The sequence below is a fragment of the Bacillus sp. FSL L8-0099 genome, from assembly GCF_038006385.1.
GTDB classification, from domain to species: Bacteria; Bacillota; Bacilli; order Bacillales; family Bacillaceae_G; genus Bacillus_A; species Bacillus_A toyonensis.
The window spans coordinates 4,600,891-4,620,109 of the sequence record NZ_JBBOVC010000001.1 but is presented as its reverse complement, the minus strand read 5'-3'; the positions used below and the strand labels follow the sequence as shown (position 1 = coordinate 4,620,109).

General features: G+C 36.7%; 20 protein-coding genes. 15 read left to right on the top strand and 5 right to left on the bottom strand.

Going from position 1 to position 19,219, the window contains the following annotated elements:
* Nucleotides 1-36 precede the first annotated feature (36 nt).
* The 6 genes from MHH42_RS23495 (at nucleotide 37) to MHH42_RS23470 (ending at nucleotide 6,634) form a co-directional block, all read left to right on the top strand.
* Nucleotides 37-1,179, top strand: a complete 1,143-nt coding sequence (locus MHH42_RS23495; RefSeq protein ID WP_000638978.1) for a cysteine desulfurase family protein — start codon at nucleotides 37-39, stop codon at nucleotides 1,177-1,179.
* A gap of 6 nt (nucleotides 1,180-1,185) precedes the next feature.
* Complete coding sequence (gene thiI / locus MHH42_RS23490) at nucleotides 1,186-2,400, top strand: tRNA uracil 4-sulfurtransferase ThiI (RefSeq protein WP_000989269.1); 1,215 nt, start codon at nucleotides 1,186-1,188, stop codon at nucleotides 2,398-2,400.
* A gap of 80 nt (nucleotides 2,401-2,480) precedes the next feature.
* Nucleotides 2,481-2,678: an alpha/beta-type small acid-soluble spore protein gene (locus tag MHH42_RS23485; protein ID WP_000124490.1), complete on the top strand. Its 198-nt coding sequence runs from the start codon at nucleotides 2,481-2,483 to the stop codon at nucleotides 2,676-2,678.
* A gap of 176 nt (nucleotides 2,679-2,854) precedes the next feature.
* The gene (gene mbcS, locus MHH42_RS23480; protein ID WP_000817732.1) at nucleotides 2,855-4,441 is read left to right on the top strand and encodes an acyl-CoA synthetase MbcS; all 1,587 of its coding nucleotides are present in this window, start codon (nucleotides 2,855-2,857) and stop codon (nucleotides 4,439-4,441) included.
* A 102-nt stretch (nucleotides 4,442-4,543) separates the two neighbouring features.
* Nucleotides 4,544-4,975 (top strand): VOC family protein, encoded by a 432-nt coding sequence (locus MHH42_RS23475; RefSeq protein WP_000600354.1) that lies wholly within the window; start codon nucleotides 4,544-4,546, stop codon nucleotides 4,973-4,975.
* Between the two features lie 87 nt (nucleotides 4,976-5,062).
* Nucleotides 5,063-6,634, top strand: coding sequence for an amidohydrolase (locus MHH42_RS23470; RefSeq protein ID WP_340894254.1), 1,572 nt, complete (start codon nucleotides 5,063-5,065; stop codon nucleotides 6,632-6,634).
* A 233-nt stretch (nucleotides 6,635-6,867) separates the two neighbouring features.
* On the opposite strand, the gene MHH42_RS23465 is transcribed toward MHH42_RS23470, so the two are convergent.
* Nucleotides 6,868-7,671 carry an NAD kinase gene (locus MHH42_RS23465; protein ID WP_016109195.1) on the bottom strand — a complete coding sequence of 268 codons (804 nt, stop codon included), beginning with the start codon at nucleotides 7,669-7,671 and terminating at the stop codon, nucleotides 6,868-6,870.
* Nucleotides 7,672-7,876: 205 nt separating this feature from the next.
* On the opposite strand from MHH42_RS23465, the gene MHH42_RS23460 reads away from it, so the two are divergent.
* The 5 genes from MHH42_RS23460 (at nucleotide 7,877) to ackA (ending at nucleotide 12,236) form a co-directional block, all read left to right on the top strand.
* Nucleotides 7,877-8,515 carry a DUF2953 domain-containing protein gene (locus MHH42_RS23460; RefSeq protein WP_016109194.1) on the top strand — a complete coding sequence of 213 codons (639 nt, stop codon included), beginning with the start codon at nucleotides 7,877-7,879 and terminating at the stop codon, nucleotides 8,513-8,515.
* 12 nt (nucleotides 8,516-8,527) lie between these two features.
* Nucleotides 8,528-8,923, top strand: coding sequence for a GerW family sporulation protein (gene ytfJ, locus MHH42_RS23455; RefSeq protein ID WP_000350003.1), 396 nt, complete (start codon nucleotides 8,528-8,530; stop codon nucleotides 8,921-8,923).
* Between the two features lie 134 nt (nucleotides 8,924-9,057).
* Nucleotides 9,058-9,558, top strand: a complete 501-nt coding sequence (gene tpx / locus MHH42_RS23450) for a thiol peroxidase (protein ID WP_000024525.1) — start codon at nucleotides 9,058-9,060, stop codon at nucleotides 9,556-9,558.
* A 198-nt stretch (nucleotides 9,559-9,756) separates the two neighbouring features.
* Nucleotides 9,757-10,743 carry a class I SAM-dependent methyltransferase gene (locus MHH42_RS23445; RefSeq protein WP_000084373.1) on the top strand — a complete coding sequence of 329 codons (987 nt, stop codon included), beginning with the start codon at nucleotides 9,757-9,759 and terminating at the stop codon, nucleotides 10,741-10,743.
* 299 nt (nucleotides 10,744-11,042) lie between these two features.
* Complete coding sequence (gene ackA / locus MHH42_RS23440; protein ID WP_000034585.1) at nucleotides 11,043-12,236, top strand: acetate kinase; 1,194 nt, start codon at nucleotides 11,043-11,045, stop codon at nucleotides 12,234-12,236.
* Here the strand turns inward: ackA and MHH42_RS23435 are convergent.
* On the bottom strand, nucleotides 12,193-12,687 hold the full coding sequence (locus MHH42_RS23435; RefSeq protein WP_070173837.1) for an NUDIX hydrolase: 495 nt from the start codon (nucleotides 12,685-12,687) through the stop codon (nucleotides 12,193-12,195). The two genes, ackA and MHH42_RS23435, sit on opposite strands and share 44 nt — an antisense overlap.
* A gap of 74 nt (nucleotides 12,688-12,761) precedes the next feature.
* Nucleotides 12,762-13,397 (bottom strand): DUF1796 family putative cysteine peptidase, encoded by a 636-nt coding sequence (locus MHH42_RS23430; protein ID WP_001054281.1) that lies wholly within the window; start codon nucleotides 13,395-13,397, stop codon nucleotides 12,762-12,764.
* A 137-nt stretch (nucleotides 13,398-13,534) separates the two neighbouring features.
* Between MHH42_RS23430 and MHH42_RS23425 the strand changes: the two genes are divergently transcribed.
* On the top strand, nucleotides 13,535-14,368 hold the full coding sequence (locus tag MHH42_RS23425) for an EcsC family protein (RefSeq protein ID WP_001256857.1): 834 nt from the start codon (nucleotides 13,535-13,537) through the stop codon (nucleotides 14,366-14,368).
* Nucleotides 14,369-14,399: 31 nt separating this feature from the next.
* Here MHH42_RS23425 and MHH42_RS23420 read toward each other — a convergent pair whose 3' ends face one another.
* Nucleotides 14,400-15,062, bottom strand: coding sequence for a YitT family protein (locus tag MHH42_RS23420; RefSeq protein WP_340894251.1), 663 nt, complete (start codon nucleotides 15,060-15,062; stop codon nucleotides 14,400-14,402).
* An 837-nt stretch (nucleotides 15,063-15,899) separates the two neighbouring features.
* Between MHH42_RS23420 and MHH42_RS23415 the strand changes: the two genes are divergently transcribed.
* Nucleotides 15,900-16,094: a hypothetical protein gene (locus MHH42_RS23415; RefSeq protein WP_000910296.1), complete on the top strand. Its 195-nt coding sequence runs from the start codon at nucleotides 15,900-15,902 to the stop codon at nucleotides 16,092-16,094.
* 28 nt (nucleotides 16,095-16,122) lie between these two features.
* On the opposite strand, the gene MHH42_RS23410 is transcribed toward MHH42_RS23415, so the two are convergent.
* On the bottom strand, nucleotides 16,123-16,440 hold the full coding sequence (locus MHH42_RS23410; RefSeq protein WP_016109192.1) for a hypothetical protein: 318 nt from the start codon (nucleotides 16,438-16,440) through the stop codon (nucleotides 16,123-16,125).
* A 167-nt stretch (nucleotides 16,441-16,607) separates the two neighbouring features.
* Here MHH42_RS23410 and MHH42_RS23405 point away from each other — a divergent pair, with 167 nt between their 5' ends.
* Together MHH42_RS23405 and argH are read left to right on the top strand one after the other, a co-directional pair.
* Nucleotides 16,608-17,813, top strand: a complete 1,206-nt coding sequence (locus tag MHH42_RS23405) for an argininosuccinate synthase (protein ID WP_000412319.1) — start codon at nucleotides 16,608-16,610, stop codon at nucleotides 17,811-17,813.
* Complete coding sequence (argH, locus tag MHH42_RS23400; RefSeq protein WP_097854248.1) at nucleotides 17,810-19,201, top strand: argininosuccinate lyase; 1,392 nt, start codon at nucleotides 17,810-17,812, stop codon at nucleotides 19,199-19,201. The genes MHH42_RS23405 and argH overlap by 4 nt, the downstream gene beginning before the upstream one ends.
* Nucleotides 19,202-19,219: the final 18 nt, after the last annotated feature.

The window sequence follows — 19,219 nt, the reverse complement described above, 5'->3', positions numbered from 1 at the left end:
ATTATATGATGTGATAGCGCTGAAAGGGGAAGAACGATGATCTATTTTGATAATAGTGCGACGACGAAGCCATATCCAGAAGCCCTTCAATCGTACGTAACGGTTGCTGGGAAATATTTTGGAAATCCTTCTTCTATTCATTCGCTTGGAGGAGAGGCAGAGCGTCTATTAACACAATCAAGAACGATTGCAGCGCAGCTTCTTCACGTAAAACCTTCTGAAATTATTTTCACATCGGGTGGAACGGAAGGGAATAACCTTGCGATTAAAGGGATAGCGATGAGGAATCGTTCGCGCGGCAAACATATCATTACAACAAATATTGAACACGCGTCTGTGTTTGAGGCATATAAGCAATTAGAAGAACTCGGGTTTGATGTAACATATTTACCGGTTAACGAGCATGGTGTTGTATCGGTAGAGGATGTGAAGCGAGTGCTTCGTGAAGATACAATTCTTGTTTCAATTATTCATGTGAACAACGAAACTGGAGCAATTCAGCCCGTTGCTGAAATTGGAACGTTATTATCGAATTATCCGAAAATAAGATTCCATGTGGACCATGTACAAGGGATAGGAAAAGTACCGCTTAATTTATATGCTTCGCATATTGACCTTTGCTCAATATCTGGGCATAAATTCCACAGTGTAAAAGGAACAGGTCTTCTTTACGTGCGTGATGGCGTAAGATTAGATCCGATTTTATCAGGTGGTCAACAAGAGCTTAAGTATCGCTCTGGTACAGAGAACTTACCTGGCATTGTAGCGATGGTGAAAGCACTTCGCATGACAATGGAACAAGTGAAAGAAAAGATAGCTCATTTGCAAAGTTTACAAACAGAGCTTGTACGTTTCTTTAAAGAAATGGAAGATGTAACAATTAATACGTCGCTTGCATATGCAGCACCACACATTTTAAATGTGTCGTTTGTCGGTTTAAAACCGGAAGTGGTCGTTCATGCTTTAGAAGAACACGGTGTATATGTATCAACGAAGTCTGCTTGTTCTTCAAAAGCAAATGAAGTGAGCAGAGTGTTAGTGTCAATGGGAGTACCGCATGCAGCTGCTGCAAGCGCTATTCGTATTAGTCTAGCACCAGACAACACGATGGAAGAAGTAAAACAATTTGAAGGTATTGTAAAAGAGACAATGCCAAAATTATATGAAGTGATGAGGTAAAGAAATATGATGACATATGAATATATTTTAGTACGTTACGGAGAAATGACGACAAAAGGTAAGAACCGTTCTAAATTTGTAAGCACATTAAAAGATAACGTTAAGTTCAAACTGAAAAAATTCCCAAACATTAAAATCGATGCAACACATGACCGTATGTACATTCAGTTAAATGGCGAAGACCATGAAGCGATTGCTGAAAGATTGAAAGATGTATTTGGTATTCATAAGTTTAATTTAGCGATGAAAGTACCATCAGAATTAGAAGATATTAAAAAAGGTGCATTAGCAGCTTTCTTACAAGTAAAAGATGATGTGAAAACATTTAAAATTACAGTGCACCGTTCTGATAAACGTTTCCCAATGAAGACGATGGAGTTACTTCCAGAAATTGGCGGGCACATTTTAGAAAATACAGAGGATATCACAGTAGACGTCCATAATCCAGATGTGAATGTACGTGTAGAAATTCGCAGTGGTTACAGCTATATTATGTGTGGTGAGCACATGGGAGCTGGCGGTTTACCAGTTGGCGTTGGCGGAAAAGTAATGGTACTTCTTTCTGGTGGTATTGATAGCCCAGTAGCAGCGTACTTAACGATGAAACGCGGCGTATCTGTGGAGGCAGTTCACTTCCATAGTCCACCTTTCACAAGTGAGCGTGCGAAACAAAAAGTAATCGATTTAGCACAAGAGTTAACGAAATACTGTAAACGTGTAACACTTCACCTTGTTCCATTTACTGAAGTGCAAAAAACGATTAATAAAGAAATTCCATCTAGTTATTCTATGACAGTAATGCGTCGTATGATGATGCGTATTACAGAGCAGATTGCAGAGGAGCGTAATGCACTTGCAATTACGACTGGTGAAAGTCTTGGACAAGTAGCGAGCCAAACGTTAGATAGTATGCATACGATTAATGAAGTGACAAACTATCCTGTTATTCGTCCGCTTATTACGATGGATAAATTAGAAATTATTAAAATCGCTGAAGAAATCGGCACATATGATATCTCAATTCGTCCATACGAAGATTGCTGTACAGTATTCACACCAGCAAGCCCAGCGACGAAGCCGAAGCGTGAAAAAGCGAATCGTTTTGAAGCGAAATATGATTTCACACCATTAATCGAAGAAGCTGTAGCAAACAAAGAAACAATGGTATTACAAACGGTAGAAGTAGTAGCGGAAGAAGAAAAATTCGAAGAACTTTTCTAAAACCATAAATTACCATATCTAAAATGTGTATGAAGTCATGTTATTTATCACACTCTATACTCACAAGGAGGTGATATAACATGGCACGTAGCACAAATAAATTAGCGGTTCCTGGTGCTGAATCAGCATTAGACCAAATGAAATACGAAATCGCTCAAGAGTTTGGTGTTCAACTTGGAGCGGATGCAACATCTCGCGCTAACGGTTCTGTTGGTGGCGAAATTACGAAACGTCTAGTTTCACTAGCTGAGCAACAATTAGGCGGTTTCCAAAAATAATTCCATATACAATGGCTTAGAAAGAGCGGGTTCTCCCCGCTCTTTCTTTTTGTTGTTCGTATTAGTATAAATTCATTTCGACAAAAGCATAAAAAAATTGTCAAAAGAAGAGGGTTCAAAATTTACTGAAAATTCTTTATTATATAAGGGAGGCATAAAGAAAAAGGAGGATGTTTATGAAGAGAGAGGAATTGTTGGCACCACCATCTTATAATTTAGTTTCAGAAATAGAGAAATATACAGACGATAAAGAGAAGCTTGCTTTAATTTGGCAAGATGATAAAGGGAATAGACGAGAAGTTACATATTTTGAATTAATGCAAGGTGCAAATAAAATTGGAAACGCTTTTATAAAAAGTGGCTTACAAAAAGGGGACAAGCTCCTTATTATGATGCCGCGTTTAATTGAAGCTTACATGACGTATATCGCTGCGATTAAAGCAGGGTTTGTCGTAATTCCGAGTTCGGAAATGTTGCGTAAAAAAGATATTGAATACCGCATTGGACACGGAGAAGTAAAAGCGATTGTAAGTTATGAACCATATATCGGACAGTTTGATAACATAGGGGCGATGGAATCTCTTCAAAAGTTCGTTCTGAGCGAGCAGTCAGTAGACGGATGGATCAATTTAAAAACAGCATTAGAAACAGAAAGTGACATGTTAGAAATGGCGAAAACAGATAAAGAAGATATGGTCTTTTTATCTTATACGTCAGGGACGACAGGAAACCCGAAAGGTGTTGTTCATACGCATGCGTGGGCATACGCTCATTTACGTACGAGCGCCCCAAATTGGCTCGGAATTGAAGAGAATGATGTTGTATGGGCAACGGCTAGTCCAGGGTGGCAAAAGTGGATTTGGAGCCCGTTTTTAGCAACTCTCGGTTCAGGAGCAACAGGATTTGTATACAACGGTAAGTTTGAACCGAAAACGTATTTAAATTTATTAGACGATAATAAGGTGAATGTGCTTTGTTGTACACCGACTGAGTATAGATTAATGGCAAAGGTAGAAGACTTGACTGAGTACAATTTAGAAGCGTTACATAGCGCTGTATCCGCAGGTGAGCCGTTAAATAGAGAAGTCATTGAAACGTTCCAAAAGCACTTTGATATTACAGTAAGAGATGGCTATGGGCAAACGGAAAATACATTACTTGTTGGCGTAATGAAAGGGATGGATATTAGACCGGGATCAATGGGGAAACCAACGCCAGGAAACCATGTTGATATCGTTAATGAAGAAGGAACCCCAGTGCAGGTAGGAGAAGTTGGCGATATTGCAGTTCATATTGAAACACCAGCCCTCTTTAAGCAATATTATAAAGATGATGAACGCACAGCGATGCAATTCCGTGGTGATTATTATATTACGGGTGATAAAGCGAAAAAAGATGAAGACGGCTATTTCTGGTTTGAAGGGCGTGGAGATGATATTATCATTAGCTCTGGTTACACAATCGGGCCGTTCGAAGTTGAAGATGCACTTGTAAAACATCCTTACGTAAGAGAATGTGCGGTTGTCGCAAGTCCGGATGAAATTCGAGGGAGTGTCGTGAAGGCATTTATCGTATTAAGAGAGAATATAGAAAAGAACGAAGAAACATTAATTCCAGTGCTACAACAACACGTGAAAGAACTCACTGCACCATATAAATATCCTCGCAAAATTGAATTTGTAGATGAACTACCAAAAACGATTTCCGGAAAAATTCGTCGTATTGAACTTAGAAAACAAGAGATGGAGCTCCCTTCCAAATAATTTTGAAAATAGAGAAGTAAATAGTTGAATGAAATGTAAAAGGATGATATTATAAAAACGAACACAAGTTCGATTTTATAAACTAAAAAAAGAGGTGTCCGTATGATTTTAGGTATTAATCCGTACTTAGTTTTAGATGGTAGTGGGCAAGAAGCTGTACAGTTTTACAAAGAGGCATTAGACGCAAAAGTAGAAGTAATGCAAACTTTTGGTGACATGCCTGAAAATCCAGAATACCCGATTCCAGCTGAAGCGAAAGAGCGCGTTTTACATGCTACTTTAAAAGTTGGTAATACGGACCTTATGATTTCTGATACATTCCCAGGTCAAGGGCATGCAATCGGATCTCAAGTAACAATCGCAATTCAAATTAGTAATGCAGAAAAAGCAAAAGAAGTATTCGAAAAGTTACAAGAGGGTGGAGAAGTTATTATGCCACTTCAAGAAACGTTCTGGAGCCCAGCATACGGACAACTAAAAGATAAATTTAGCATTGAATGGCAAATTACAACGTCTACTACTGAACAAAAATAATTTTGGGAAAGCACCATTTTTAATTCAAATGGTGCTTTTTTTATACGGATTAATCTCGTAGACTAAAGGGAAAAAGGGGATGAGCATATGGGAGAAATTTGGTATGGCGGCACCATTTACACGATGCGAGAAGAGAATGAAAAAGTAGACGCTGTTTATGTTGAAAACGGTGTGATCGTTGATGTTGGGAGTAAAGAAGAGTTAGAAGACCGATATGCTACTACGGTTAAATTGCACGATTTAGAAGGCAAAACGATGATTCCAGGTCTCGTTGATAGTCATATGCATCTTATTGGGCATGGAGAGAGGTTACTCCGTCTAGATTTATCAAATTGTACATCTTATGGCGAAGTACTTACTCTTGTTCAGAAGCAAGTAGAAGACGCGCCAAAAGGTTGTTGGATTATCGGAGAAGGCTGGAATGAAAATAACTTTACAGATACGAAAGATGTTCACGCACGTGATTTAGATGCAATTTCGAAAGAACATCCCATTTTATTAAAACGAGTTTGTCGTCACGTTACATGGGTGAATTCATACATACTGCAAGAAGCGAACATAACAGAAGAGACGCAAGATCCGAAAGGCGGGAAAATTGGCCGGGATGCATCAAATAAGTTAACAGGGCTTTTATATGAACAAGGACAAGAATTAATGAAACACGTTCAGCCTGAAATTGATGAAGCTTATTTACAAAGAGCTTTGCAAACAGCGATTAAAGACTGCTGGCAATATGGAATCGTTGGTGGGCATACGGAAGATTTAAATTATTACGGTGGTTTTAGAAAAACGTATAATGCGTTTTCTTACGTTATAAAAGAAATGCCATTTAAAGCGCATTTACTCGTTCATCATGAAGTAGCAAATGAAAGAAAAAAATATGAAAATGAGCACTATATTGAATTTGGTGCGATGAAAATTTTTTCTGACGGTTCTTTTGGCGGAAGAACTGCTTTATTAAGTGAATCGTATGAAGATGCGAAGGAAACAAATGGAGTTGCGATTTTCTCACGTGAAGAGCTTGCAAGTTTAGTGAAAAAAGCACGTGATTTACATATGCCAGTTGCCATTCATACTATCGGTGACTTGTCGCTTGAATATGTCATTGATGCGCTTGAATTACATCCACCAGCAGAAGGGGTACGTGACCGTATTATTCATTGCCAGCTAGCTCGTGAAGAGTTGATTGAAAGAATGAAACACTTGCCAGCTATTATTGATATTCAACCGGTCTTTGTTTCATCAGATTTTCCATCAGTCATTGAAAAACTAGGCGAGCGTCGTCTTCGTTACGCGTATGCTTGGAAGACGTTACTGGACGCAGGCTTACATTGCAACGGTGGTTCAGATGCTCCTATTGAACAAGTGAATCCGTTTTTAGGCATATATAGCGCTGTTACACGTAGAAGTTTTATTGACGGTGTATGCTATATGCCTGAGGAAAGATTAACGGCATATGAGGCTGTTTCTTTATTTACGACAGGAAGTGCTTATGCAATAGGAAAAGAAGCGAAGCGAGGACAAATTATAAAAGGATATGAAGCAGACTTTACGATATTAGATCGAAACATATTTGAAATAGAGGCAGAAGAAATAAAAGAAGTACAAGCGGAAATGACCGTCATTGATGGCCAGGTTGTCTATAGAAAAGATGCGTAAAATATATCAGCGATTTTCGGAATATATCGACTGTAACTCGAAATATATCAGCGATTATTGAAATATATCGACCGTAACTCGAAATATATCAGCGATTATTAAAATATATCGACTTACCGACAAAAACTGACAAAAATAACGGCCCGATAGCGAGAGATTGTTGGCCGCACCAATCGGGATAAATAAATAACCGCAGAATTATGGGATCCCATAATTTTGCGGTTATTTTACTACTATAAAAATGTTCTCTGTACTTTTTCCCAGAAGGAATTGTTTTTTAATTTTACTGTTTTAATTTGTTTATCGCTTAAGCGTACAACAGCTTTTTCAACTTGTTTAATGCTAAGCGCTTCGTTATCCATGCCGATAACAGGATAATCGTTACCGTCTGGTTTAAGTTTTAAAGTTAGTGTACGTTCGTGGTTTAAGATGAACGGTGAACCGAGCGTACGGTATGTGTTGTTATTTAAAGATGCTAGTTCGCTTACTTGGAAACATGGGATAAGCGGATCGACAACGGCACCATGCAATGATTTGTTGTAAGCTGTACTTCCTGTTGGGGTAGAAACAACTAAACCGTCACCTCTAAATGTTTCGAAATATAAATCATCAACGTGAACATCTACAACGAATGTTTTAATAATGCTAGAACGTAATGAGAATTCATTTAAACAATGGAAAGATGTACCGTGATCTATATCTACCTGAATTGTTGGATATTTTCGCACTTCAATTTCATTTTTTGTAATTTCTTGAAGGGCTGTATCAACGTGATCAATGTGGAAATCACAGTAGAAAGAAATTTCATCTTTCGTAGAAATCCCTGCGTATAAGCAATCTTCTCTAAAACCAGTTTTACGAACGGCTTGTAAGAAAGTTGCATCATCTCCAACACTGACGATAGCGTTTGCATTTTTTGGTTGATCTAATATGGTAAATCCATTCTCTTCTAAAATACGATAGATTGGTTTCATCTTTTCAACGAGCGTTGCTTTGTCATCACCATAAAAGAAAAATAAATTGCGACGATCTGCCATTATGTATCCCTCCACTGCAGTTAAATTTTCTGTTTTTCGTGCTACATATCATTAGAGTCCGTTCCCTGATGATATGTTCAAATAATATATTTCGATATAAATTGTCAAAATACCTTTTTATTTTTAGAAAAATTTTTATATTCAATCTTACGGAACTCTGTTTAATGATGAATAAACTTGTCGATAATGGGTACGGAGTGAAAGGATGATACGTATGAAGTGGCTCGTAATTGGAATAATAATTCTTCTCCTTTTTATTTTGCTTATACTATTGTCGAAAATAAAGCTTAAAGTGACATTTTTATATTCAGAAATGGAAAAGCAATGTTTGTTTCAAGTGAAAATATGGATGATTCGATATACATTTGATGTGTTGGAAAGAATTGAAAAACAGCAGAAAAAGACAGGACAGAAAATCGAAAAAGCTGAAAAGGACGGCGGAATAGATAATAAAATTATGGCGCAACTTGACAGCATCGGGGAACTGATAAAAAGGCTTCAAAAAGTTCATACTATCGTTAAAGATTTTCTCAAACGAGTGAAAATCAATGGTTGGAAATGGCATACGCAAATTGGAGCAGGCGACGCAGCTAGTACTGGAATTGTCACTGGATATGCATGGGGGACAAAAGGAATGGCTGCTGGAGTTATAGGACAATATATGCATATTGTCGATGTACCAGAATTTGAAATTACCCCTGTTTTTCAAGGGAAGGGATTTGCATCAAGGTGCGAGTTAACAGCATCTTTTCGTATATTTCGTGCTATAAAAACAGGATTCAAATTACTCATGTTTATGAGAAAGCAAAAATCTGGTATGACAGAAAAATCTGTTCAAGCATAGGGGGGATATAGAGTGGACCATCCAATTCAAGGTTTAATGACAACAGCAATGCAGCATTTAAAACAAATGACTGATGTAAATACAATTGTTGGTGATCCAATTAAAGCAGCAGATGGAAGTGTAATTCTTACTGTTTCGAAAGTAAGCTTTGGTTTTGCTGCTGGTGGAAGTGAATTTGGTAAAGTAGAACATTCAGGTCGTCATCCATTTGGCGGGGGAAGTGGTGGAGGAGTTTCTATTAATCCTGTTGCCTTTCTTGTTATAAATGGAGATGGTGTGAAAGTATTACACTTAGATAAGCAGACACACGTCATTGATAAAATAATTGAATTAGCACCACAAGCTGTTGATAAAGTGAAAGAAATGATGGATAAACGAAAAGAAGATGATCCTGAATTTCAAATTTAACGAATAAAGAAGCTAATCAATGGATTAGCTTCTTTAATTTTTTTGTAAATAAAGCGATTTTATTTGCATTATCGATGGGGACAAACTATCATTTACATTGTACATATTTTGTTTAAATAAGGGAGGATTTTCAAGTGGCAAACGTAACTTTTAAAGGTAATCCAATGACTTTAGTTGGAACAGAAGTTAAAGTTGGCGATCAAGCGCCAAACTTCCAAGTATTAGCAAACGACTTATCTCCAGTAAGTTTAGAAACATACAAAGGCGAAGTAAAATTAATTAGTGTTGTACCTTCAATCGACACAGGTGTATGTGATGCACAAACACGTCGTTTTAACCAAGATGCAGCAGGTATTGAAAACGCGAAAGTATTAACAATTAGCGCTGACTTACCATTCGCTCAAAAACGCTGGTGTGCAGCAAACGGTTTAGAAAATGTTGTAACACTTTCTGATCACCGTGACCTTTCATTCGGTGAAGCTTACGGCTTAGTAATGAAAGAACTTCGTTTACTTGCTCGTGCAGTATTCGTAGTAGATAGCAATGACAAAGTAGTTTACGCAGAATACGTAAGCGAAGGTACAAGCCATCCAAACTATGAAGCAGCATTAGAAGCAGCTAAATCTGCAAAGTAATAGGAAGGAAATGACCTCTTATAAAGAGGTCGTTTTTTCTCATCTATTGCTGCGAATGGTAACGATAGATGAGAAAAAATGTTATATCATACATAACTTGAAAGGGAGCTCTTTACAGGAGGTCGCTTTTTCTTTTTGGAAAAAATCACTTTGTGGTATGATATAAGTTATGTGTAAAAGAGAGAAGGAGGAATGTACGTGAGTCAGACAGTGGAAACATTATTTTCTATTTTTGATTCTTCTACGGTAGTTTTACGTAAAGAATTAGATGTAACATATTTAGAGGCGCTTGTAGAAACAGGTGATAACTTGTTTGAAGGTGCGATTTTACAAGAGGAATTATCCGAATCAACAATTGAAAGGTTGAATCGTGAATATAGTACGTTTAATGAAGAAACATATAAAGGTGAAGAAATTCGTAAAGCATTTCAGCTAGCCATTTTAAAAGGAATGAAAGAGGGCGTACAAGCAAATCACGAAATGACGCCAGATGCAGTTGGAATGTTCATGAGCTACTTATTCCATAAATTTATGCAAGGCAAAACAGAAATTACTGTTTTAGATCCTGCAATTGGAACAGGTAATTTAATGACTACAGTATTTAATAGCGCTAAAGAAGAGCTAGCAATGAGTGGATTTGGTGTAGAAGTGGATGAAGTGCTAATTAAACTTGCTTTAGTAAATGCAAATTTACAAAAGCATGGAATCGAATTCTTCCATCAAGATGGACTAGCACCACTTTATATTGATCCAGTTGATGCAGTCGTTTCAGATTTACCAATTGGTTATTATCCAAACGAAATCAGTGCGAGTGAATATAAGTTAAAAGCAGATCAAGGAATGTCATATGCGCATCACTTATTTATTGAACAAAGTGTGAAACATACGAAAGAAGGCGGGTATTTATTCTTCTTAGTACCAAACTTTATTTTTGAAAGTGATCAAGCGCCGAAACTACATGCATTTATTAAAGAAACATGCTTTATTCAAGGTTTGTTACAGCTACCTGTTTCCATGTTTAAAAACGAGAAAAATGCAAAAAGTATATTTGTTCTCCAAAAGAAAGGCCAAGGTGTAACAATGCCGAAACAGGCACTACTAGTGGAATTACCTAAATTCTCTAATATGAAGGCTATGGAGAACATTATGGATCAATTAAATACTTGGTTTGCAACACAAAAGTAACACGATATATATGTAACAGGGTTAGTGATTAATGTAGTACAGTTGTATAGAATATGTCATATTTTTTAATGTATACAAGATTTAACTGAATTTTTTTGAAATCTGTAATATATTTTTTTTCTTGGTGTTACAATTTTTTCACTTGAAATATATGTCGGACGATGTTTAAATTAAAATCGTGAGTATAAAATTTACTGATGATGAAACGTTTTCATAGTGAGTGAATTTAATTAGATAAAATCGAGCGGTTTGTGGAATGATCCACACAACTACCAAGAGAAAAAGGGGCGAAAGACTAGATGTCAAAAATCATCGCGATTAACGCAGGAAGCTCTTCCTTAAAATTCCAATTATTTGAAATGCCAAGTGAAACAGTATTAACAAAAGGTTTAGTAGAACGTATCGGTTTAGAAGATAGTATCTTCACTATTACTGTAGATGGCGAAAAACAAAAAGAAATTACAAACATCCCAGATCACGCAGTAGCAGTTAACATGCTTCTTAGCAAATTAACTGAAAATGGAATCGTAAAATCTCTTGATGAGATTGGCGGTATCGGTCACCGTGTTGTACACGGCGGCGAAAAATTTGCGGATTCTGTTTTAATTACTGATGAAGTATTAGCGGAAATCGAAGAATTAAGCGATTTAGCACCACTTCACAACCCAGCAAACCTTGTTGGTATTAAAGCATTCCAAGAAGTATTACCAAACGTACCAGCAGTAGCAGTATTCGATACAGCATTCCACCAAACAATGCCGGAATCTGCATTCCTATACAGCTTACCGTATGAGTACTATGAGAAATTTGGTATCCGTAAATACGGTTTCCACGGAACTTCTCATAAATACGTAACTGAGCGTGCGGCTGAATTATTAGGTCGTCCAATTGAAAGCTTAAGCCTACTTTCTTGTCACTTAGGTAACGGTGCAAGTATCGCAGCAGTAGAAGGCGGTAAGTCTATCGATACTTCTATGGGCTTCACTCCACTTGCTGGTGTAACAATGGGTACACGTTCTGGTAACATTGACCCTGCGTTAATTCCATACATCATGGAAAAAACAGGCCAAACTGTAGAAGAAGTAGTTAACGTATTAAACAAGAAGAGTGGTATGTTAGGTCTTACTGGTTACTCTAGTGACCTACGTGACATCATTGCGAAAGAAGAAGAAGGCGATCACCGTGCGAAAGTAGCACTTGACGTGTTCGTAAGCCGTATCCATAAATACATTGGTTCTTACACAGCTCGTATGAAAGGCGTTGACGCTATCATCTTTACAGCTGGTGTAGGTGAAAACAGTGCAATTATTCGTGAGCGCGTATTAGAAGGCCTTGAGTACATGGGCGTATACTTCGACGCAAAACGCAATAACGTATTCGGTGAAGAAGCATTCATCAGCTTCCCTCACTCTCCAGTAAAAATTATCGTAATTCCAACTGACGAAGAAGTTATGATTGCTCGTGACGTACTACGTCTTGGAGATATTGGTTAATATATGAAAAGAAAGACGAGATCCTATAGGATTTCGTCTTTTTAATATATTTTAAAATTCCATCTGGATATAATAATTTTTCCTTCTGAATGAATGCAGTAATGGGAACCCATTTTGCATATGACGCTGTTTGCTCATCTTGTATATTCACTATTTCCATTTCATATAGTGATCTGTCTAATAAACGCAAAGAATATAGTTGAATAATCTCATGACCAATTTCCTCATCTAGATGAAAGATGTTTTCTAAGCAACCTAAATAATCGATAATTTCTACTTCTGTATGAAGCTCTTCATTAAACTCTCGAATAACTGTTTCATCTGATTTTTCTCCGAGTTCAATTGATCCACCAAGAGGACGGTAATAGGTTTCATTGTCTATATTATATTCTTGTAGTAGAAGTCGATTGTGATGTATAACAATACCAAAGGATTTTGCACGTGGGTACATGAATATGATCGCTCCTTATTCATTTATATGTGGATAATTATAAGTTGAAATATAGAGAAAATCACCTTTTTATTTCACGTTGTTGAGCTAATTGTAATACCGTCTAATAGTTCTTTCCAAAATGCTTCATTGTACTGGTATATATCCATCACTGGGCATTTTATAACGCAAATGTTTTGTAATCCCCAATCTTCTTCAGTGATAGTTGGTACATCGGCAGGAAGTAATAAAAGGACGGAGAAGTTATGCTTGACCATTTGAGATAAAATTTGTTCAAGAAAAAGTGCTTCTTCATATGTTCCCCCGGTTCGAATAAACAATATGGATTCTTCCATTTCTACTGTAGTTAGAAAACGATTAATCCGATGCTCATAATTTAATTTAATATCTGTATAAGAAGGCCAAGAAGTTGGTGTATTTACATCTGTTTTAAAGTCATGGCAGGAGTCAATTTCATAAATGTTGTCTCGTAGTCTTAATTTCGCATCATCATCCCAAAATGAGATGAAGGACAAATTTTCTAATTCTAAAAAACGGTGAAAGCGATTTTGTAATAATAAATTTACTTTCTCTAATGAAGGACTTAGCATAAAATCAATAACGCCAAAAAATGGGGATAATCCTAGTTGATATAAAGCCCAAGCAGGCCAGCAGTTTTGTCCTAAGCTAAATACAGCATTATACTTTTGTTTTATATTGGATAGATTCATGTGATTCATCTCATCCTTTTTGCTAATATTTTATGTCATTAAAAAATGGTATGTGAATGGAGATAGACAAGCATATTTGCAAAGAATAAGCAGAAATATGTTACAATAGAAAAAAATCGAACGAGGTGGTTGTTACGATGCGATCGAAGCGAGAACAAGCCATTTTAGACAATATAAAGGAATGGGAAGCGCAATTAGTTGAGCAAGAAGCGACCGATTTTCAAAAAGTGTTTGATAAATGGTTACATACTACAGTTGCGAAATTACCTGAGAAAAAACGAAAAGAATTCTTTACGAAAGCAGATGGATGGCTTTTTCATTTGCATGCACTGATTCAAAGTTCACAATCACAATTAGATGCACGTAATCGTATTTTAGGAACATCAAGATTATTTAATGAATCAATTGAACAACTTGAAGATTTGAAAGCATTATCTATTGATCAGTTAACATACATAGCAGAGCAACAAACAGCACGTCATCGTCTATATTCATTCGTGCAAGGCGGAGCAACGGGTGCTGGAGGATTATTATTATTGACAGCTGATTTTCCGGTTATGATTGCGTTAAATGTGAAGGCTGTCCAACTTATTGCAACATCGTTTGGGCATGATGTGAACAAGCCTTATGAAATGATGCTGGCGTTAAAGGTGTTTCATGCGTCATTATTGCCAGGAAGACTTCAGCAATACGCTTGGTACAACTTGCTACGAGAGCTGGAGCAAGAAGATTCGTTCTTTTATGAAGGAGACGAAGCAGTGTTACAAACAGCCTCTACCGAAGTTTTGTTAAAGCAAATTTTGAAAACATTTTCAATTTATGCTCTTCGTCGTAAATTATTCCAAGGTATCCCAGTCATCGGAATGGCAATTGGATCTACAGTAAATTATCGTTTAACAAGAAATGTTACTGAATTTGCCAATCGATTTTATCAAGTGCGCCACATAATGGAGAAAGAAAAAAAATCATAAAAAAAGCGAGAGGCCGAAGCCTTTCGCTTTTTTAATTTGTTGCATGTTTTTTGGTCATTGGAATAGATACTGGTTGCTTTTCTGCTGCTTTTTCTGCTTTTGGATAATAAATTAAATCCAATGTTTTTGCCTGTACGGCAATTGAAAGAATAGTAAAAGCAATTTCTGTCCAATTTAAATAATATAATGAAAGCGCAAGAACAATCGCGTCAAAGACGAAGAAAATTTGCCCAATTGTAAAACGAGTTCGTTTACTTAATACAATTGTTAAAATATCGTCTCCACCGGTTGCACCGCCAAATCGCAATATAAAACCGAGTCCAATACCAGCTAAAGCACCGCCAACTATTGCAGCTATAAATAAATTGTTTGATAAATCTACCGTAAATGGAGAATAATTTTCCATAAGGGAATAAAATACTCCGAATGAAATTGAACCTAAAAATGAATAGCCAACCATTTTTTTACCTAAAAATGAAGCGCACAGTAAAATAATTGGGATATCCATTATTATAGTTGAAATAGATGGTGAAATATCATAAAAATTTTGGATGAATAGTGCAATACCTACAAATCCACCTTCTGTTAAGTGGTTTTGGAAGTGAATGTGATATAGCGCTGCCGCTAAAATAAATGAACCGATTAAAACCATAAAAACTTCTTTAATAATTTGTCGACTTTGGATGTTCCTCATCGTTATTCCTTCTTTCCGTAGTTAGTAGTCCTTTTTGTGTTGTAAACTAACTACGAGCTCACATGTAGCTTTCAGTTAGTTTACGAAAAAACTAACTACGCTATATGTCGCTGAAGAAATAACGAATAATCCTCTCGTCCATCAATTCTCCCTACCTTCGTTTTAGTTTAAGTCTTAAAACGACTAAACAAAACGTGGAGTAGGATTCGTCATTTAGCAATCCTGCTCTTCTTTGTTTTGTTTAGCTAATAACAATTAAGTCCTAAACAAAACGCTACGTGTAAGAAGAGTCTTTTTTTTGCCAAATTATCCTTCGGGCAATCATAATTTCCCCACTCTCGTATTTTTTTCGCTAGACTAAAGTATCTGAGCTGAAAAATACGCTACGTGTATGATTCGTCAATACGATGCCACATGCTCCTTCGAGCGATCATGATATCAAAATCCCTTCCTTCAAGATTTATATTATTATATCATACTTTCAAAAAATGTATGCGGATGGAAACCGACAATAAACGGAGGGAATCTACAAAAATTGTTATGTTTAAATATTTTGTAGAAAAGCCTAAGTTATTTTGTAGGATTGGACAGTTTTTAGAAGTTTGTCCAATAAGTAAGCAAAGATGGTTTTTTATTCAGTTGTATTGTTTTCGTCACCTTTATCTTTAAAAAATGCATCCCAGCTAATCACACTTAAAAATGTTAAAGCGATAATAATGAAAGCTCGCATCATTTTGAGGCCTCCTTTTGTACATAGTATATGAATATCTTACTTTGTAATGTGTCATTTTTTTACATATTATATTAATATAGATAGATGAAAGGGAGAGTGGAGATATGCTAAAAGACATGTTTAAAAGAAGAGAATTAAAATGCGTTTCATGTCAGAAAAAGATTGAATATGAAGAAGAGCTAGTTGCTTTTGTGAAGTTGCCGAAAGAAAGAAGTATATTAGTAGGTCCGTTTGATGTATGTTTAGCAAAAACGGCGCAAGAAATATATTGCAAAGCTTGTTACGACAAAAAAGCATGACCCAAAGTGAATGAGGGGCATGCTTTTTTCATTGGTGTGCTTTTCCCTCAGATACATTTTGGGTGAGGCGATACCAAAGCCAAAGGTCGTTAATAATAGAGGCTAAATCAGCTATTTCAGAATTAAGCCTACAGGAAATTTCAAAATTATCTTCGTTATTTAAACGATGTTGTTTTTGATTAATGTAATGTTCAATCTCTTTTATACGATCAGGTATTTTTCCGCGAATTTGCTCCCATTTTAATAAAATACCATGCTGTGTTTTTTCAGAGATGTCTTCCCATTCTTCTTGTATGTTTGGCACTGCAATTCCTAGATGTTCATTGTATATAAAATACTTTTCCATAGACACACCTCCAATTTCCTGCCTCTATTTTACATAAAAAAAGAAAGAAATTCGACGAAATTGTTTGAAAAAAAATTATGAATTCCCCTTGATTCATTTTATGAAAGGTGTTAAAGTTTGAATTATTATAAGAAATAATGAATATTTATTCTTTAGGGGGATGTAAAATGGAGAAGAAAAAAGTTGTATTAGCATATTCCGGAGGTCTTGATACTTCCGTTGCAATTAAATGGTTACAAGAGAAGAATTATGATATTATCGCGCTTTGTTTAGATTTAGGGGAAGGAAAAGACTTAGCGTTTGTAAAAGAAAAAGCACTTTCAGTAGGTGCAATTAAATCGTATATGATTGATGTTCAAGAAGAATTCGCGAATGAATATGCATTGATGGCGATGCAAGCACACACGTTATACGAAGGGAAATATCCTCTTGTCTCTGCATTATCTCGTCCACTTATTGCGAAAAAATTAGTAGAAATCGCAGAACAAGAAGGCGCAACTGCAGTTGCACACGGATGTACAGGGAAAGGGAATGACCAAGTTCGTTTTGAAGTTTCTATTCAAGCATTGAATCCATATTTAGAAGTGATTGCGCCTGTACGTGAATGGAAGTGGTCACGTGAAGAAGAAATTGCATATGCAAAAGAAAACGATGTACCAATTCCAATTAATTTAGATAGCCCATTCTCAATCGATCAAAACTTATGGGGACGCAGCAACGAATGTGGAATTTTAGAAGATCCATGGGCAGCGCCGCCAGAAGATGCATACGAAATGACATTAGCATTAGAAGATACACCGAATAAACCAGAGTTTGTAGAAATTGGATTTGAAGCAGGAGTACCGACGACTTTAAATGGCACTTCATATTCACTGTCAGAACTAATTAAAACGTTAAATGCCCTTGCTGGAAAACATGGCGTTGGACGTATCGATCACGTAGAAAATCGTCTTGTCGGTATTAAATCTCGTGAAGTATACGAATGCCCAGCAGCAATGACGTTAATTACAGCGCATAAAGAGTTGGAAGATTTAACACACGTGAAAGAAGTAGCACATTTTAAACCGGTGATTGAACAGAAAATAACGGAACTTATTTATAATGGCTTATGGTTCTCTCCTTTAAAACAAGCGCTTCATGCATTTTTACAAGAAACGCAAAAGCATGTAACAGGTACAGTGCGTGTGAAATTATTTAAAGGTCATGCGATTGTAGAAGGGCGTAAATCTGAATACTCGTTATATGATGAGAAATTAGCTACGTATACTGCCCAGGATGAATTTAATCATGATGCAGCAGTTGGATTCATTTCATTATTCGGTTTACCGACGAAAGTATACAGTCAAGTGAATCAAAAGAAGGTGGAAGCGTGAGCAAACTTTGGGGCGGACGTTTTACAGAAGAAGCGGAAGCGTGGGTTGAAGAGTTTGGAGCGTCCATCTCCTTCGATCAACAATTAGTCAATCAAGATATAAATGGGAGTATTGCACACGTAACGATGCTAGCAAAGCAAGGGATCGTTACGAAAGAAGAAGCCGAGAAAATAAAGCTAGGTCTTCAATATTTATTAGAAGAAGCGAAACAAAATAAGTTACATTTCTCAGTTGAAGCTGAGGACATTCATTTAAACATTGAAAAGATGTTAATTGAAAAAATCGGTGAAGTGGGAGGGAAACTTCATACAGGCCGAAGCCGTAACGACCAAGTGGCAACAGATATGCATTTGTATATAAAAGAAAAGGTAGAAGATATTATAAAAGCTACAAAACAATTGCAAACTGTTCTTGTTCATCAAGCAGAAAATAATATTGAAACAATTATGCCTGGCTATACGCACTTGCAACGTGCGCAGCCTATATCATTTGCACATCATATTCTTGCTTACTTTTGGATGTTAGAGCGCGATGTGAATCGTTATGAAGATTCGTTAAAACGCATTAACATTTCACCACTCGGAGCAGGAGCGTTAGCTGGGACGACATTCCCGATTGACCGAGAATATAGTGCGGAGCTTCTCGGATTTAATGGCATCTATGAAAATAGTTTAGATGCGGTAAGCGATCGTGATTTCATACTGGAGTTTTTAAGTAACTCATCTATGCTCATGATGCACTTATCACGCTTTTGCGAAGAACTTATTTTATGGAGTAGCCAAGAGTTTCAATTTATTGAAATGAGCGATCAATACGCAACGGGAAGCAGTATTATGCCGCAAAAGAAAAATCCGGATATGGCGGAACTAATCCGCGGTAAAACAGGCAGAGTATACGGTAATTTATTCAGTTTACTTACAGTAATGAAAGGATTACCGCTCGCGTACAATAAAGACTTACAAGAAGATAAAGAAGGAATGTTTGATACAGTAAAAACAGTAGAAGGATGCCTTCATATTATGGCAGGCATGCTGGAAACGATGACTGTAAACAAAGAAAAAATGGGGCAAGCTGTGACCCAAGATTTCTCTAACGCAACAGAAATTGCGGACTACTTAGCAAGTAAAGGACTGCCATTCCGTCAAGCTCATGAAATTGTTGGGAAGTTAGTTCTACATTGCACACAAAAAGGAATTTATTTATTAGATGTACCATTTGAAACGTATAAAGAAATGAGTTCGTTATTTGAAGAAGATTTGTATGAAGTTCTTTCGCCGTATGCTGCTGTAAAGCGCCGTAACAGTGCTGGCGGGACTGGGTTTGAGCAAATTGAAAAAACTTTGGAGAAGGCGAAGGGGTTAGTTGGAGAGTTTGTAGGAATTAAATGATGTATGAGATACAAGGTA